Origin of the sequence: Ornithobacterium rhinotracheale DSM 15997, from assembly GCF_000265465.1 — a bacterium.
Classification (GTDB): Bacteria; Bacteroidota; Bacteroidia; order Flavobacteriales; family Weeksellaceae; genus Ornithobacterium; species Ornithobacterium rhinotracheale.
In genome coordinates, this window is sequence record NC_018016.1 from 596,898 (window position 1) to 612,628 (window position 15,731).

The following is a 15,731-nucleotide window of genomic DNA, read 5'->3' on the forward strand; positions in this document are numbered from 1 at the left end:
TGGAAGAAAGTTCTTATTTTTGGAAAAAATTTATTTAGGTAATGACAAGTCTAATCGGTTCATATGAATGTAAGGTAGATGCCAAGGGGCGTCTAGCCCTTCCTATGGACCTGCGCAAACAGCTAGAAGATGTCCTAGAAAAGGGATTTATCTTAAAGCGTTCTGTGTTCAAACCTTGTCTTGAGCTTCACCCCATAGATGAATGGAACCGCGTGATGGAAAAAATGGGTAAACTTAATCCTTTTGTGAAAAAAAACAGTGATTTCATTCGCCGATTCACCGCTGGAGCCAAACCCGTGGAGCTCGACAGCAATGGCAGATTGCAGATTGCCAAAGACTTAGTGAATTACGCAAAGATTGAAAAGAATGTAGTACTCTCCTCTTACATCTACATTATCGAGATTTGGAACAAAGATTTGTATGAAGCTGAAATCAACAATGAGGAAGTAGATTTTGGCGCATTAGCAGAAGAAGTAATGGGCAGCCTAGGAGATGAATTACCATAAACCTGTACTTTTTGATGAGTGCATAGACGCACTAGTTCAAACGCCTGGAGGTGTGTATGTAGACTGCACCTTTGGGGGCGGAGGACACTCGCGCGGAATTTTGAAAAAATTAAACGAAAACGGAAAGCTTTTCGCCTTCGACCAAGATTTAGATGCGGCTAAAAACCAAATACAAGATTCTCGTTTTCAATTGATTTTATCTAATTTTAGATTTATTAAAAATCAATTAAAGTTTTACGGAATCACACAAGTAGATGGCGTTTTGGCAGATTTAGGCGTTTCATCGCACCAGTTTGACACCGCAACGCGTGGTTTCTCTACCCGATTCGAAGGTAGACTGGATATGCGCATGAACCAAAACCAATCTAAATCGGCTTGGGAAGTAGTAAACCAATATCCAGAAAAGGATTTAGGCATTATTTTAAAGAATTATGGCGAAATCAAGCAAGGATTCAAATGGGCAAATATTATCGCCACCGCGAGAAAAAACGCACCTATCAATACCACGCAAGAGTTAAAAGAAGTGCTTTCAGCCGTAATCCCAAAACACAAGGAAAATAAGCTTTTAGCTCAATTATTCCAAGCTTTAAGAATTGAGGTGAACGACGAACTGAAGGCACTAGAGGATATGCTTATGCAAATGGCAGACATCATTAAGCCAGATGGCAGATTAGTCGTGATTTCTTATCACTCTCTTGAGGATAGATTGGTAAAAAATTACATCAAAAAAGGAATGTTCCAAGGAGAACCAGAGAGGGATCTCTACGGAAACTGGTACGCTCCATTCAGACCACTGCAATCTAAAGTGATCTTGGCTAGCGAAGAAGAAGTTGAAGAAAACCCACGCGCAAGAAGTGCTAAATTAAGAATAGGAATCAGAAATCATGGCTAAGAAGAAAAAGAAGGTTCAGGACTATGTAAAAGGTAAGTTCCTAGTAGATGAGGGCTCCATTAACAATTGGAAATTCATGGGTTTTTTGGCATTGCTAGCAATGATAAGCATTATTAGCTCCCAATACGCCGACAAGCAGGTGGTGAAGATTAAAAAATTAGAGACCAAGGTTTCTAACTTGAAATCAGAATATGCATTTGTACACAAGCAACTTATGCAACACCAAATGAGAAGCCATGTAGCAGACATGGTTGCAAAAGATAGCATAAAGAATTCTACAGTTCAACCCTATAGAATGATTGAAAAATAAATGACTAACAACAAGGACAAATATTTAAAACTAAGAGGCTATGCAGTAGCTGTGGTGTTTATTCTTGTAGTGATTGGGATTTACATTAAACTCTTCAATCTACAAGTAGACCCTAATGAGCGCAAGAAATTCGAGGAATTTGCAGAAAAAACAAATTTCCGCGAAGCTGTGATTCCTGCACAAAGAGGGAACCTATACGCTGCAGACGGAAGCCTTTTAGCTACCTCTGTAAAAATATACGATATTGCCATCGACGGAAAAGCCATGCGCCAAGACTTAATCGACAAACACTTAAACGGATTAAGCGACTCCTTGCATGCGCTTTTTGGCAAGCCAGCTAACTATTACGCTCAATTAATTCTAAAAGCAAAAGCACAGAACAAACAATATGTGAAAATTGCAAGAGGAATTAATTTTCAACAACTTAAAAGATTAAAAACCTTTCCTATCTTTGAAAAAGGACAAATCAAAGGTGGGCTTATTGTTGATGAGCGACTTGTGAGAGAGCGATCTGTAAAAGACATAGGCTCAAGAACACTTGGCTATGTGAAAGACAGTGTCAAAGTGGGACTTGAAGGAGCCTACAACGAGCTGCTTGCAGGAAAAGATGGAAGAAGACTAGAACAAAGAATGGGGGGCGGAAACTGGAAGCCAATTGATGTAAGCACCGAAGTGAATGCAGAAGAAGGCTATGATGTGGTGACCACCATTGATATTCCTTTGCAAAATGTGGCTTACAATGCACTCTACGACCAACTTTCTCAATACGAGGCAGAATACGGCTGCATTGTAATCATGGAGGTGAAAACGGGAGAAATCAAAGCCATTGCGAATTTAACTCGCTTACAAGACGGAAACTATGCCGATATTCAAAATTTTGCCGTAGGAGAAGCCAGCGAACCAGGCTCCACCATCAAGACCATTTCGCTACTCGCTGCACTTAAAGAAGGCGTTGTAGACACTGCCACAACTGTAGAAACTGGTGGCGGAAGAGCTAAATTATACGGTCGTGTAATCAGCGATTCGCACGGATATGGCACCATCAATGTTCGCCAAGTTTTAGAAAAATCTTCTAACATTGGTACCGCCAAAATCATCACAGGTGCCTACCAAGACAAGCCCGAAAAGTTCATGAACATCATTACTAGAGAATGGAAAATGGGCGAACCGCTTGGCGTAGATATTCCTGGAGAAGCTAAACCTTTCTTCCCAGATCCGAACAAAAAATCTTGGAGCAAGCAATCGCTATCCTCTGTATCATTTGGCTACGAAAGCAAAATCACGCCATTGCAAATCCTTACTTTCTATAATGGAATTGCCAACAACGGGGTGATGCTAAAACCTTTATTTGTAAAAGAAATTCGCAAAAAAGGAGCTTTAATCAAAAAATTTGAGCCCACTGTGCGCGTGCCAAAAATGGCGCAAGATTCCACAATCAGAAAAATGCAAAACATGCTCGCCTCGGTAATGAAACGCGGAACAGGACGCTCTTTCAATAACCAAGAATATCCTACAGCAGGCAAAACAGGAACCGCTCGTGTGGAATATTGGATTAAGAATCAACCAATTCAATATCGTGCCTCTTTCTGTGGCTATTTCCCTGCCGATAATCCAAGATATTCCTGCTATGTGATGGCTCACAAGCCCTCTCGCAACAAGGGATTCTATGGAGGAACTGTTGCAGGACCTATTTTTAAAGCCATTGCAGACTATGTTTATGTAAATACGCCAAAAACTTATTTTGCCGAAAACAGAAAAGCTCAACCCGATAAACAAAATGCACACGGCTTTGAATTAAAAAACAATAAAATTCCAAATTTAAAAGGGAAATTAGCCTACGAGGTAATCCCAGCACTTGAAAATGCGGGATTAAAGGTAAGCTACACTGGAATGGGAAAGATTGTAAATCAATCCTTACCAGAAGGAACAACAATCAAAAAAGGAACACACATACAATTAGCACTTAGCCACTTATGAGATTAGAACAACTCACATATCAGCTACCGATTTTAGCCAGCTTTGGAGAGATGGCTAAAGAAGTTCGTGGCATTCAGTTTGACTCTAGAAAAGTAGAGCAAGACGATGTTTTTGTCGCTATCGTGGGGAGCTTATCAGACGGACACAAATTCATCGACAGCGCGATCGAAAAAGGGGCAAAAACCATAATTTGCCAAAATTTACCCGAAGACTTAAAACCAGAAATCACTTATATTCAAGTTAAAAACACTTCGATTAGTTTAGGGAAATTGGCAGCTAATTTCTATGACAATCCTTCCGAAAAAATTAAATTAGTAGGCATTACAGGTACTAATGGAAAAACCACCACATCAAGCCTACTTTACTCTTTGGGAGAATTGCTTGGCTACCCGTGTGCTTTGATTTCTACCATAGAAATCAAAATCCACAAAAATAGCATTCCGAGCGAACGCACAACGCCAGATATTTTAAAAATCAATGAGATTTTGGCACAAGCGGTAGAAGAAGGTTGCGAATACGCCTTTATGGAAGTGAGCTCTCACGGCATTGATCAACACAGGATTGAGGGGCTAAAGTTCAGCGGAGCGGGCTTTACCAACATTACACACGATCATTTAGACTATCATAAAACTTTTAAAAATTATCTAGAGGTAAAAAAACGCTTTTTTGATGATTTGCCAAAATCTGCTTTTGCCATCACCAATCTCGATGACAAAAACGGAGAAATCATGCTCCAAAACACCAAGTCTAAAAAGCTTGGCTACGCACTCAAAACAGAAGCTCCATACAAAGCTAAAGTAATTGAAAACCAACTTACGGGAATGCTCCTCACTTTTAACAACAGAGAAGTCTGGACATCGCTCGTTGGAAACTTCAATGCATATAATCTGTTGCTAGTTTATGCAATTGCCGTAGAGCTTGGCTGGAATAAAGATGAAGTTTTAGTAGGCATAAGCCAACTTAAAAATGTAAACGGAAGATTCCAAACATTTCAATCAAAAGGCAATATTACCATTATCGTAGATTACGCCCACACGCCAGACGCTCTGGAAAATGTAATCAGCACGATTCAGAAAATTCGTACCAAAAACGAAAATTTGATTTGCGTGGCTGGCTGCGGTGGAGATCGCGACAAAAGCAAACGACCTGAAATGGGCGATGCCGTGTCTGAATTGGCAGATTTAGCCATTTTAACCTCGGACAACCCACGAAGCGAAGACCCTGAGGTGATTTTAGCCGAAATGGAAGCGGGCGTTCAGCCACAGAACTTTAGAAAATATTTAAAAATCACGGACAGAAAAGAGGCTATAAAAACGGCGATTAACATGGCTGAAAGTGGAGACATTGTTCTAATCGCAGGCAAAGGGCACGAAACCTATCAAGAAATTAAAGGGGTAAAACATCCTTTTGACGATGTTTTAATTGCAAAAGAATTCACTGAAATTTTAAATAAATAGAAGAAAATAATGCTTTATTACTTTTTTGAATATATAAACCAATATTTCGATGTGCCAGGCATCAATATGATACGCTCTACGACATTCCGTATGGCGATGTCTGTGCTCACTTCGTTGTTTATCGCACTATTTTTTGGTAAAAAAATCATTAATTATTTGCGCATAAAGCAACTGGGCGAAACGGTGAGAGATTTAGGACTAGTAGGACAAAAAGAAAAAGAAGGTACACCAACGATGGGAGGCGTTATCATCATTCTAGCCACACTAATTCCAGCTCTGCTCTTCACTAAGCTGAACAACATCTACATCATTATTCTCATCACATCTCTTTTATGGATGGGAACGATTGGTTTTTTAGACGACTACATCAAAGTTTTCAGAAAGAACAAAGCAGGCTTAGCGGGAAAATTTAAAGTACTTGGGCAAGTAGGGCTTGGGCTCATCGTAGGCTCCATGCTATACTTTAGCCCAAATGTTACTGTGCGCCAGCAAATCCACACCCCTCAAACCAATACCAGACAACTCTCTGCAGATGAACTTTTTGGAGAGCCACAAAGATCAAACCTAACCAATATACCTTTCTTTAAGGACAATGAATTAAATTACGATTCTCTCCTATTTTGGATGGATAAAGAAGATGCCACCAAATATGGCTGGCTCATCTTTATCCCTGTCGTAATTTTCATCATTACAGCCGTATCCAACGGCTCCAACCTTACAGACGGAATCGACGGGCTCGCCGCAGGAAGCTCAGTCATCATAGTCGGTGCATTGGCACTTTTTGCATGGGTATCGGGAAACTTTATCTTTGCCGACTACCTAAACATTTTGTACATACCACGAGTGGAGGAAGTCATGGTATTCTGCGGGGGCTTCATCGGGGCATTGATAGGATTTTTGTGGTACAACACCTACCCTGCTCAGGTGTTTATGGGAGACACAGGGAGTTTAACCATCGGGGGGCTTATCGCCGTGATCGCAGTCATTGTGCGCAAAGAGCTTTTACTACCTGTCTTATGCGGAATCTTCCTAGCAGAAAGCCTTTCTGTATTGTTGCAAGTAAGCTATTTTAAATACACCAAAAAGCGATTTGGCGAAGGAAAAAGAATTTTCCTTATGTCGCCATTGCACCACCATTTTCAAAAGCTGGCTTACCATGAAAGTAAAATTGTAAACCGATTTTTAATCATCGGTTTTATTCTCGCTGTGATTTCAATTATAACCCTAAAAATTAGATAGCGATGAAAGAAAAATTAATTATACTCGGAGGGGGCGAAAGCGGTGTAGGCGCAGCCCTTTTAGGCAAAGCCAAAGGCTATGATGTTTTCTTGTCTGATGCGGGAAACATTAAACCTAAATTCCAAGAGAAATTAAAAAACGCTGAAATAGAATTTGAAAGCGGAGCTCACAGCGAAGACAAAATTCTTCAAGCTGATTTAATCATCAAAAGCCCTGGTATTCCGCAAAAAGCAGCTTTAATTCAAAAACTGAGAAAGCAAAATGTGAAAATTATCTCAGAAATTGAATTTGCCTCATGGTTCACTCAAAAACCAATCATCGCAATCACGGGAAGCAATGGAAAAACCACCACCACCTCACTGATTGCACACATGCTACGCAAAGCGGGCAAAAAAGTGGGCCTGGGCGGAAACATAGGCTACAGCTTTGCCGAATTGGTTTTAAACGATGAAGAGCATGAGCTTTATGTTTTAGAATTAAGTAGCTTTCAATTAGATGATATAGATAATTTTAAACCACATGTTGCGATTTTATTAAACATCACGCCAGACCATTTAGACCAATATGATTACGACATCGATAAATATGGGGAGGCTAAGTTAAGAATCGCTAAAAATCAAACAGAAGAGGATTTCTTCATCTATAATGTAGACGATCCTAAAACTGTAGAATTACTAAAAAAACATACCATAAAAGCAAAAATGCTGGGATATTCGCTCAAAGATGAGCACCAACCAGCTTATGCAAACGAAGAAAATTTAATACTAACATATCCGGAAACATTTAGAATGAAATTAGAAGAATTAGCATTATTAGGAGAACACAATGTATCCAATTCCTTGGCAAGTGCATTAAACGGAAACATCTTGAAACTTAGAAAAAAAATCATTCAAGAGAGTTTAACTGATTTTGATGCAGTGGAGCACCGCCTAGAGCCTGTATTGAGCGTGCGTGGCATTGAATTCATAAACGATTCAAAGGCGACGAACATCAACGCGACTTTCTACGCATTGCAGAGCATGAAGAAACCAACCGTTTGGATTGTAGGTGGCAAAGACAAAGGAAACGACTATTCTGAGCTGATTCCGTTAGTAAAAAAGAAAGTAAAAGCCATTGTATGTTTAGGGGTAGACAATAGCAAAATCGTGGAATGCTACCGCGACATTGTCCCAAACATTACTGAAACTAAATCTATGGAAGATGCCGTGAAGGCTGCCTACGAATATGGCGAAAACGGAGATACTGTTTTATTATCTCCTGCGTGCGCTAGTTTCGATCTATTTGAAAATTACGAACAAAGAGGTAAATTATTTAAAGCTGAGGTAAAAAAACTGTAAATGAAATTTCTAAAAAACATATTTTTAGGAGATAAATACCTGATTGCCTTTATCATGGTACTGGTTTTAGGCTCGCTCCTCACTGGACTTTCGGCAAGTTCAAACATTGAGTATGCCGCAAAGACAGGTACTATTTGGGGGCAATTTGGGCGACAATTTTCATTTATGATCATTGGGCTAGTCATGATGTTTGGCATGCAATTAGTCAATTACAAAATTCTATTTGGCATTTCCCGCATTGCTATCGTGCTGATTATCCCTTTGTTGTTTTTAACGATATCTCAAGGCACCGTGATTGATGGTGCTGGAGCTTCCCGATGGCTAAAAGTACCTGGAATTGGTGTTTCCATCCAGACCTCAACTTTTGCAAGTTTGATATTGATGGTGTACATTTCTGGATATTTAAATAATGTAAGAAATCAAAAAATCACTTTAAAAAACTCTGGGATTCCTCTATTTTTAGCGATTTTAATCATTGGCTTAATTTTCCCTGCCAATGGTTCTACCGCAATCATGCTATTTGCCATGGTTGTTACAATTCTATTTATTGGAGGTTTCCCGATCAAGTATTTAGCTATTTTAGGTAGCACAGTCGTATTATTGGGTTTCTTATTTGTTTTTGTTGCATTAAATTACGGAGACGCCATTCCCAATAGCCGTGTTCATACTTGGAAAAATCGTATCGAACGATTTACAAACCCTTCGGAAAACAGCCTTGAATCTTGGCAAGAAACCAATGCCAAAACCGCTATCGTAGAAGGTGGCATCACAGGAAAAGGCCCAGGCAAAAGTGCCATAAAACACACGCTACCACAAGCTTCGTCCGACTTTATTTTTGCTATCATTGTAGAAGAATACGGATTGCTTGGAGGTTCCGCTGCAATCTTTTTCTATCTCTTAATTCTTTGGCGAATTGTCGTCATCGCCACCAAGGTTCAAAACTTTTTTGGCACATTGCTAGTATTTGCCCTAGGATTACCCATCATATTCCAAGCTATTATAAATATTGGAGTTGCGGTGGGACTTTTCCCAACAACGGGACAGCCCTTACCTATGATTAGCTTTGGAGGAACCTCCCTTTGGGCTACTTGTATCTCCTTTGGAATCATCTTGAGCGTGAGCCGACATATTCCAAAAACGGGAGACAATCCACTTGATATACCAGAAAACTTAAAAGAGATGCCTTATGAAACGCTATAAATTCATACTAAGTGGTGGTGGAACAGGTGGACATATTTATCCCGCCATAGCTATTGCCGACGAAATCAAGCGACGACTTCCCGAGGCAGAGATTCTCTTTGTAGGAGCTAAAGGCAAAATGGAAATGGAAAAAGTGCCTAAAGCAGGCTATCCCATTGAAGGCTTATGGATTTCCGGATTCCAAAGAAGCAATTTATTGGCTAATTTATCTTTTCCATTTAAATTAATGAGCAGCTGGTTTAATGCCCGAAAAATCATCAAAAACTTTAAACCAGACGCTACAATCGGCACAGGTGGTTTTGCCTCTGGTCCTATTATGTGGGTAGCAGAACAAAACAAGATTCCCGTGCTAGTGCAGGAGCAAAACTCCTACCCTGGCATCACCAACAAAATTTTAAAAGACAAAGCCTTTGCCTTTTGCACAGCCTATACTGGAATGGAAAATTATTTCCCAAAAGAGCGTGTGCACTTTACGGGAAATCCAATTCGTGGAAATTTATTTGAAAATTTACCCGAAAAAACAGAAGCTAAAAAAGCTTTTGGGCTAAATCCTGAAAAACCCGTGATTTTATCAGTAGGCGGTTCTTTGGGAGCTCAGACGCTAAACAATGCTTGGAAAGAAAGTTTAAACACCTTATCAGAAAACAGAATTCAGCTGATTTGGCAAACAGGCAAACCTTCTTTTGATGAGTTAAAAAAATTAGCCCCAAACAATGAAAACGGAATCCACATTACCGATTTCATTTACAATATGCAACAAGCCTATGCTGCGGCAGATATCATTGTTTCGCGTGCGGGAGCCATGGCAATTTCTGAGCTTTGCTTAATCGGGAAGCCTACTATTTTAGTACCCTACCCGTTTGCAGCAGAAGATCACCAAACCAAAAATGCACAAAACTTGGTCGATCACCAAGCTGCCATAATGATTGAAGACAAAACCGCCACCGAATCTTTAGTAAAAACCACTATTGATTTGGCTAAAGACACCGAAAAACAACAAACTCTAGGCGAAAACATTGCTAAACTCGCCAAACCAAAGGCAACACAAGAGATTGTAGATATTTTGTTTAACCATCTAAAAATCGATTAATTGAATATTAAAGATTTTACATATTATTACTTTGTAGGCATCGGAGGAATCGGAATGAGTGCCCTTGCGAGATATTTCAATCTGGCAGGCAAAAAGGTATTGGGTTACGACAAAACGCCTACCCCACTCACTCATGCGCTTGAAAAAGAAGGCATCAAAGTGAGCTACGAAGACGCTTTAAATGAAGATTTCAAGCATCTCACCGCAGAAAATTGTTTGGTGATTTTTACACCTGCCATCAAAAATCTGCAAATTCTAGATTTTTTCAAAGAAAATAATTTCAATATCCTAAAACGCTCCAAGGTTTTGGGACTGCTAACTCGGCAAACCAATTGCCTTGCTATTGCGGGCACACACGGAAAAACTACCACTTCGTGCCTCTTAGGGCATTTAATGCATGTGGCAGGAAAACCTTGCACCGCATTTCTGGGCGGAATTGCTGAAAATTATCAATCCAATATAATTTTAGGTGGCACCGAAATCACCGTGGTAGAAGCCGACGAATTCGATCGCTCATTTCTTCAATTATCACCAAACTATGCCGCCATCACTTCGATGGATGCCGATCATTTAGACATTTATGGCGAAAAAGAAGAACTAGAAAAAAGCTTTTTAGAATTTGCCGCCTTGGTAGAAAATAAAGTTTTTGCGAAAAAAGGATTAAATGTACCCAACAGTCAATCCTACGGTGTAGAAACCGAAGCAGACTACTCGGCTCAAAACATCAGAATCGAAGAAAATCATTATTTATTTGATTTATATACACCAAGCCAAACCATCAAAGACATCGTGATGCCGTTGCCTGGCAGACACAACATCGAAAATGCTGTCGCAGCCATTGCCATTGCTCTTGAAAATGGCGTCTCAGAAAACGACATCAAAAAGGGCTTAGCGAGTTTCAAAGGTGTAAAGAGAAGATTCACCAGACACACTTGCCCGAACGGAAAAGTGATAATTGATGATTATGCTCACCACCCAACGGAATTGAAAGCGATTATTTCTGCTACGCAAAATTTTTATCCCGATAAAAAGATTTTAGGCGTGTTCCAACCACACTTATTTAGTAGAACTAAGGACTTCGGCAATGAGTTTGCACAATCGCTTAACGCATTGGACGAATTGATTTTACTAGACATTTACCCAGCCAGAGAAGAGCCAATTGAAGGCATCACCTCTGAATGGTTGGCTGAAAAAATGGACAAAAAACCAGAAATTTCATCATTGTCTAATGCAATTAAAACCATCAAAAATCGTAATTTTGATGTACTTTTGCTCATGGGCGCAGGAGATATTGCCAATTTATACGAACCGTTAAAAGAATTGTACAATGAAGCGTAAATGGATTTTACTTAAAATACTTTTAGGATTAGTTGTGCTAGTCTCGCTATTGTCTTTTTCCGACCACTTGTACAAAACAAGAGAGTTGCAGAAAATAGATGATAAAATCGACTATTCTGATGGTATTTATTTCATCAATGGTAAAGTCGTAGAAAATACGCTCAAGAGCACCCATCCCGATTACCCCAAAATGCAAGCTCAGCGCATTTCGGTCAAAGCGATGGAGGATCGGCTAAATGCCAATCCATATGTAAAAAGTGCACAAGTATATTTGGAAAACAACGGAGTTTTGCACACAGAAATTGAGCAAGAAATCCCCGTTGCAAGGGTAAAAACTGGCAACAAGGAGTATTACATTACCAAGGATGCAACACAAATCCCTTTATGTAAAGACTTCTCTGCCAAAGTTCTAATGATAAATGGAAAAATTTTGCCCGAAGAATATAAAAAAATTGTAAATTTAACGCATCTAATCAATGATGATAAGTTGTTGAAAAACCATATCATAGGAATGGAAAAGCAATCGGAAAATTCCTTTATTTTGTTAGTTGATGATGGGAGCTATGTTTTAGACCTTGGGCAGCTAGAAAACTTAGACCGAAAACTAAGAAATTTTAAGGTTTTTCATCAAGAATTCATTGAAAACAATGCAGAAATGCCTTACAAAAAATTGAGTTTAAAATATAGTAATCAAGTGGTAGCAAGTAAATAAAAAATGGAGAACAACAATCAAATAGCAGTAGGTTTAGACATAGGTACAACCAAGATTGTAGCTATGGTGGGTCGTAAAAACGAGTTCGGTAAATTAGAAATCTTAGGAATCGGACGCGCAAAGAGCCTTGGAGTACACCGCGGCGTTGTTACCAACATCACTAATACTGTAAACTCCATCACAGAGGCAGTAAAAAAAGCGGAAGAAGATTCTGGATACAAGATCACAGAAGTTACCGTGGGTATTGCTGGGCAGCACATTAGAAGTTTGCAACACAGTGATTACATCACAAGAGATAACTTTGAGGAAGTAATTGATGACGACGACATCAATCGTTTAATCAATCAAGTGCACAAACTTGTTATGCTCCCTGGCGAAGAAATTATTCATGTTCTCCCGCAAGAATTTAAGGTAGATAGCGAAGGAGGCATTACAGAACCTACAGGCATGTACGGTAGTCGTCTTGAGGCTACTTTCCATGTAGTAGTGGGGCAAGTTGCCTCTATCAAAAATATTGCACGATGTGTGAAAAGTGCTGGACTTATCTTAAAAGGGATAACTCTAGAGCCTTTAGCATCGTCTTTAGCTTCTTTAAGCGAAGAGGAAAAAGAAGCAGGTGTAGCATTGGTAGACATCGGTGGGGGAACCACAGATATTGCTGTTTTTAAAAACAATATCATTCGCCATACAGCCGTGATTCCATTTGGTGGAAATGTGATTACAGAAGACATCAAAACGGGCTGTTCTATTATTGAAAAACATGCAGAGAAATTAAAAGTTTTATTTGGCTCTGCTATGCCAGAGGAAAACAAAGCGACTGAAGTGGTGGCTATTCCTGGACTTAGAGGTGGACCGGCTAAGGAAATTTCATTGAAAAACTTAAGCCAAATCATTCACGCTAGAGTTCTTGAAATTCTAGACCATGTACATTCTGAATTAAGACATTACGGATGCGAAGAACAGAGAAAAAAACTCATCGCAGGAATTGTTCTCACAGGTGGTGGTGCGGAGCTAAAGCACATAAGACAACTGGCTGAATATGTTACGGCAATGGATTGTCGCATAGGATATAGCAATGAGCATATAGCAAGTGGACAAGCTCAAATCATTTCTAAACCTGAATACGCAACTGCGGTAGGTCTAGTTATTGAGGGCTTAAATAAATTAGAAAAATCTAAAATTTTCGAAGAAGAAATCTTTGCACCAGAAGAGGAAATTGAGATAGAAGAAGAACCTAAGCAAAGTGAAAAAGTAATCTCAAACACAGCTCCAATAGAGGAGAAAAAAGTTAATGAAAAAGAGGAGAAGAATGAAAAGCCTAAAAAACAAAATAAAAAAAGAATTTTAGGCATCAACAATCTACTTGAGAATTGGGGCGACAAATTCATTAAAATGATTAATGATACAGAATAATTTTTAACACAGAAAAATAGAAAATAAGTAAACATGGACTTTAACGATATATCTTTTGAAATGCCAAAAAACAGGTCAGCAGCCATCAAAGTGATAGGTGTAGGTGGAGGCGGAAGCAATGCCGTGAACTACATGGCAGAACAAGGAATTACTGGAGTAGATTTCATCATCGCCAATACCGATGCTCAAGCTTTGAATAAAAGTGGAATTCCTGTAAAAGTTCAATTAGGACAAAACATTACTGAAGGTTTAGGTGCTGGTGCTAACCCTGAAGTAGGAGAAAAAGCTGCCCTTGAAAGTTTAGAGGACATCAAAAACATCCTAGACACCAATACCAAAATGGTCTTTATCACCGCAGGAATGGGTGGAGGAACAGGAACAGGTGCTGCCCCAATCATCGCTAAACAAGCCAAGGACATGGGAATCCTTACCGTGGGAATTTGCACTGCTCCGTTTTCATTCGAGGGAAGAAAAAGACTAGAGCAAGCAAAAGCGGGTATTGAACGCTTTAGAAACAGTGTAGATTCTCTTATAATCATCAACAACGATAAACTAAGAGAACTCTATGGCAATTTAGGCTTTAAAACAGGTTTTGCCAAAGCAGACGAAGTTTTAGCTACCGCAGCAAAAGGTATTGCAGAAGTTATCACGCACGAGTACACCATCAACATCGACTTGCGTGATGCCAAAACTGTACTAGAAAATAGCGGAACTGCCATCATGGGTTCTGGAAAAGCTAGCGGATCTGAAAAAGCCAAAAAAGCGATTGAAATGGCACTAGATTCTCCGTTGCTAAACGATAATAAAATTACAGGGGCTAAAAATGTACTATTATTAATCGTTTCTGGAGATGATGAAGTAACCATGGATGAAATCGGAATCATCAACGATTACATTCAGGAAGAAGCAGGTTACGACGCCAACATCATCATGGGTATGGGAGAAGACCCAGAACTAGGCGAAAACATAAGTGTTACCATTGTAGCCACTGGTTTCCCAAAAGACCAACAAGCTATCAATGAGAAAAAGAAAGAGCCTATCGTTCATCATTTAGAAGATAAAGAAACGGAGGAAAAAACCATTAATATCACCGCTTCTAAAAAAGAGTTTTCTTCACCAAAAACAGAAGAAAGCCCTAGACAATTTACCCTTCTTGAAAACGAAGAAGAGCAAGAAACAAATTTGAACGACGAAGCTTCTGAAGATTATTTTTTCACCTCTTCAACTGAAAACGAAAAACCGAAAGATCTACCACAAAACAATGGTCCTAAAGTTATCATAGACGAAGAAAATGGAGAAACTCGCACAATCTTTAATCTAAACGAGCAATGGGATAATGAGGAAGATCCAAGCATCAATTCGCACGGAGCTCCGCAAAATAGCGTAAGCACTCAGCCCAAAAGACAGGAAACCCAAGTTGAAGTAAAAGAAAGACCTACTTTTACCCAAAAAGTGGACAATTCTTCTAACAACACAATAAACATAAACGATGAAAAAGCTTCTCAACAAATTCTAGAGAGAAGAGAAAGATTAAAGAAATTCAACTATCGTTTCCAAAATAGCTTGCAAGAAACTGAGGAGTTTGAAAGAATCCCTGCCTACAAAAGACAAGGCATCGAACTTTCTGAATACAGACACTCAAAACCAAGCAACTATATTATAGATGAAGATGTGGATCAACAAATTAAATTAAGACCAAATAACTTCTTACACGATAATGTAGACTAATCTGTTTAGCCCAAAATTGTTTGGGCTAAACAATTAATTTTTAATTATAAAACTTTAAACAAAATGGCATTAGAAAAACAAATCATGGAGGAAATGAAAGCCGCCATGAAAAGCAAAGATAAAACCGCACTCGAAGCATTAAGAGCAATTAAATCTGCTATTTTATTAGCCAAAACAGATGGTTCTGGCTCAGAATTAAGCGAAGGAGACGAAATCGCTATTCTACAAAAGCAAATCAAAATGCGCAAAGACGCTGCCACTCAATTCGCGGAGCAAGGTAGAAACGAAATGGCGGAAAATGAATTAGCTCAAGCTAGTGTAATTGAAAAATTCTTACCAGAACAGCTTTCTGCCGAAGAGCTAGAGGCAGAAATCGCCAAAATCGTAGAAGAAACAGGTGCTACCGAAATGAAAGATATGGGCAAAGTAATGAAACTTGCCAATGAAAGATTAGCTGGAAAAGCTGATAGCAAAGCTATTGCTGATGCGGTGAAAAATAAATTAGGAAAATAAATTTCTTAATCATAGTTTT

General features: G+C 39.2%; 14 protein-coding genes. All 14 read left to right on the forward strand.

The window, feature by feature from the left end; translation table 11 throughout:
• Window positions 1-41: 41 nt before the first annotated feature.
• The 14 genes from mraZ (at window position 42) to ORNRH_RS02855 (ending at window position 15,712) form a co-directional block, all read left to right on the forward strand.
• Entirely contained in the window at window positions 42-506 is a 465-nt protein-coding gene (gene mraZ / locus ORNRH_RS02790) for a division/cell wall cluster transcriptional repressor MraZ (RefSeq protein ID WP_014790398.1), read from the forward strand.
• Window positions 493-1,398: a 16S rRNA (cytosine(1402)-N(4))-methyltransferase RsmH gene (gene rsmH, locus ORNRH_RS02795; protein ID WP_014790399.1), complete on the forward strand. Its 906-nt coding sequence runs from the start codon at window positions 493-495 to the stop codon at window positions 1,396-1,398. The genes mraZ and rsmH overlap by 14 nt, the downstream gene beginning before the upstream one ends.
• Entirely contained in the window at window positions 1,391-1,708 is a 318-nt protein-coding gene (locus tag ORNRH_RS02800) for an FtsL-like putative cell division protein (protein WP_014790400.1), read from the forward strand. The genes rsmH and ORNRH_RS02800 overlap by 8 nt, the downstream gene beginning before the upstream one ends.
• The gene (locus tag ORNRH_RS02805; protein ID WP_014790401.1) at window positions 1,709-3,685 is read left to right on the forward strand and encodes a penicillin-binding protein; all 1,977 of its coding nucleotides are present in this window, start codon (window positions 1,709-1,711) and stop codon (window positions 3,683-3,685) included.
• The gene (locus ORNRH_RS02810) at window positions 3,682-5,142 is read left to right on the forward strand and encodes a UDP-N-acetylmuramoyl-L-alanyl-D-glutamate--2,6-diaminopimelate ligase (protein ID WP_014790402.1); all 1,461 of its coding nucleotides are present in this window, start codon (window positions 3,682-3,684) and stop codon (window positions 5,140-5,142) included. The genes ORNRH_RS02805 and ORNRH_RS02810 overlap by 4 nt, the downstream gene beginning before the upstream one ends.
• 9 nt (window positions 5,143-5,151) lie before the next feature.
• Window positions 5,152-6,381: a phospho-N-acetylmuramoyl-pentapeptide-transferase gene (gene mraY / locus ORNRH_RS02815; protein WP_014790403.1), complete on the forward strand. Its 1,230-nt coding sequence runs from the start codon at window positions 5,152-5,154 to the stop codon at window positions 6,379-6,381.
• A gap of 2 nt (window positions 6,382-6,383) precedes the next feature.
• Window positions 6,384-7,718, forward strand: coding sequence for a UDP-N-acetylmuramoyl-L-alanine--D-glutamate ligase (gene murD / locus ORNRH_RS02820; RefSeq protein WP_014790404.1), 1,335 nt, complete (start codon window positions 6,384-6,386; stop codon window positions 7,716-7,718).
• Window positions 7,719-8,918 (forward strand): FtsW/RodA/SpoVE family cell cycle protein, encoded by a 1,200-nt coding sequence (locus tag ORNRH_RS02825; RefSeq protein WP_014790405.1) that lies wholly within the window; start codon window positions 7,719-7,721, stop codon window positions 8,916-8,918.
• Window positions 8,905-10,008: an undecaprenyldiphospho-muramoylpentapeptide beta-N-acetylglucosaminyltransferase gene (murG, locus tag ORNRH_RS02830; protein ID WP_014790406.1), complete on the forward strand. Its 1,104-nt coding sequence runs from the start codon at window positions 8,905-8,907 to the stop codon at window positions 10,006-10,008. Before ORNRH_RS02825 ends, murG begins: the two co-directional genes overlap by 14 nt.
• Window positions 10,009-11,346: a UDP-N-acetylmuramate--L-alanine ligase gene (gene murC / locus ORNRH_RS02835; protein WP_014790407.1), complete on the forward strand. Its 1,338-nt coding sequence runs from the start codon at window positions 10,009-10,011 to the stop codon at window positions 11,344-11,346.
• Complete coding sequence (locus ORNRH_RS02840) at window positions 11,336-12,058, forward strand: cell division protein FtsQ/DivIB (protein WP_014790408.1); 723 nt, start codon at window positions 11,336-11,338, stop codon at window positions 12,056-12,058. Before murC ends, ORNRH_RS02840 begins: the two co-directional genes overlap by 11 nt.
• 3 nt (window positions 12,059-12,061) lie before the next feature.
• A complete protein-coding gene (gene ftsA / locus ORNRH_RS02845) occupies window positions 12,062-13,471 on the forward strand; it encodes a cell division protein FtsA (RefSeq protein WP_014790409.1) in 1,410 nt (469 codons plus the stop codon).
• A 33-nt stretch (window positions 13,472-13,504) separates the two neighbouring features.
• A complete protein-coding gene (ftsZ, locus tag ORNRH_RS02850) occupies window positions 13,505-15,199 on the forward strand; it encodes a cell division protein FtsZ (protein WP_014790410.1) in 1,695 nt (564 codons plus the stop codon).
• 63 nt (window positions 15,200-15,262) lie between these two features.
• On the forward strand, window positions 15,263-15,712 hold the full coding sequence (locus ORNRH_RS02855; RefSeq protein WP_014790411.1) for a GatB/YqeY domain-containing protein: 450 nt from the start codon (window positions 15,263-15,265) through the stop codon (window positions 15,710-15,712).
• Window positions 15,713-15,731: the final 19 nt, after the last annotated feature.

Bases quoted from the DNA above. Each gene is read 5' to 3' on its own strand.
- mraZ (WP_014790398.1), top strand. From the start codon at position 42: ATGACAAGTCTAATCGGTTCATATGAATGTAAGGTAGATGCCAAGGGG.
- mraY (WP_014790403.1), top strand. From the start codon at position 5,152: ATGCTTTATTACTTTTTTGAATATATAAACCAATATTTCGATGTGCCA.
- ORNRH_RS02800 (WP_014790400.1), top strand. From the start codon at position 1,391: ATGGCTAAGAAGAAAAAGAAGGTTCAGGACTATGTAAAAGGTAAGTTC.
- ORNRH_RS02810 (WP_014790402.1), top strand. From the start codon at position 3,682: ATGAGATTAGAACAACTCACATATCAGCTACCGATTTTAGCCAGCTTT.
- ftsA (WP_014790409.1), top strand. From the start codon at position 12,062: ATGGAGAACAACAATCAAATAGCAGTAGGTTTAGACATAGGTACAACC.
- murG (WP_014790406.1), top strand. From the start codon at position 8,905: ATGAAACGCTATAAATTCATACTAAGTGGTGGTGGAACAGGTGGACAT.
- ORNRH_RS02855 (WP_014790411.1), top strand. From the start codon at position 15,263: ATGGCATTAGAAAAACAAATCATGGAGGAAATGAAAGCCGCCATGAAA.
- ORNRH_RS02840 (WP_014790408.1), top strand. From the start codon at position 11,336: ATGAAGCGTAAATGGATTTTACTTAAAATACTTTTAGGATTAGTTGTG.
- murD (WP_014790404.1), top strand. From the start codon at position 6,384: ATGAAAGAAAAATTAATTATACTCGGAGGGGGCGAAAGCGGTGTAGGC.
- ORNRH_RS02805 (WP_014790401.1), top strand. From the start codon at position 1,709: ATGACTAACAACAAGGACAAATATTTAAAACTAAGAGGCTATGCAGTA.
- ORNRH_RS02825 (WP_014790405.1), top strand. From the start codon at position 7,719: ATGAAATTTCTAAAAAACATATTTTTAGGAGATAAATACCTGATTGCC.
- rsmH (WP_014790399.1), top strand. From the start codon at position 493: ATGAATTACCATAAACCTGTACTTTTTGATGAGTGCATAGACGCACTA.
- ftsZ (WP_014790410.1), top strand. From the start codon at position 13,505: ATGGACTTTAACGATATATCTTTTGAAATGCCAAAAAACAGGTCAGCA.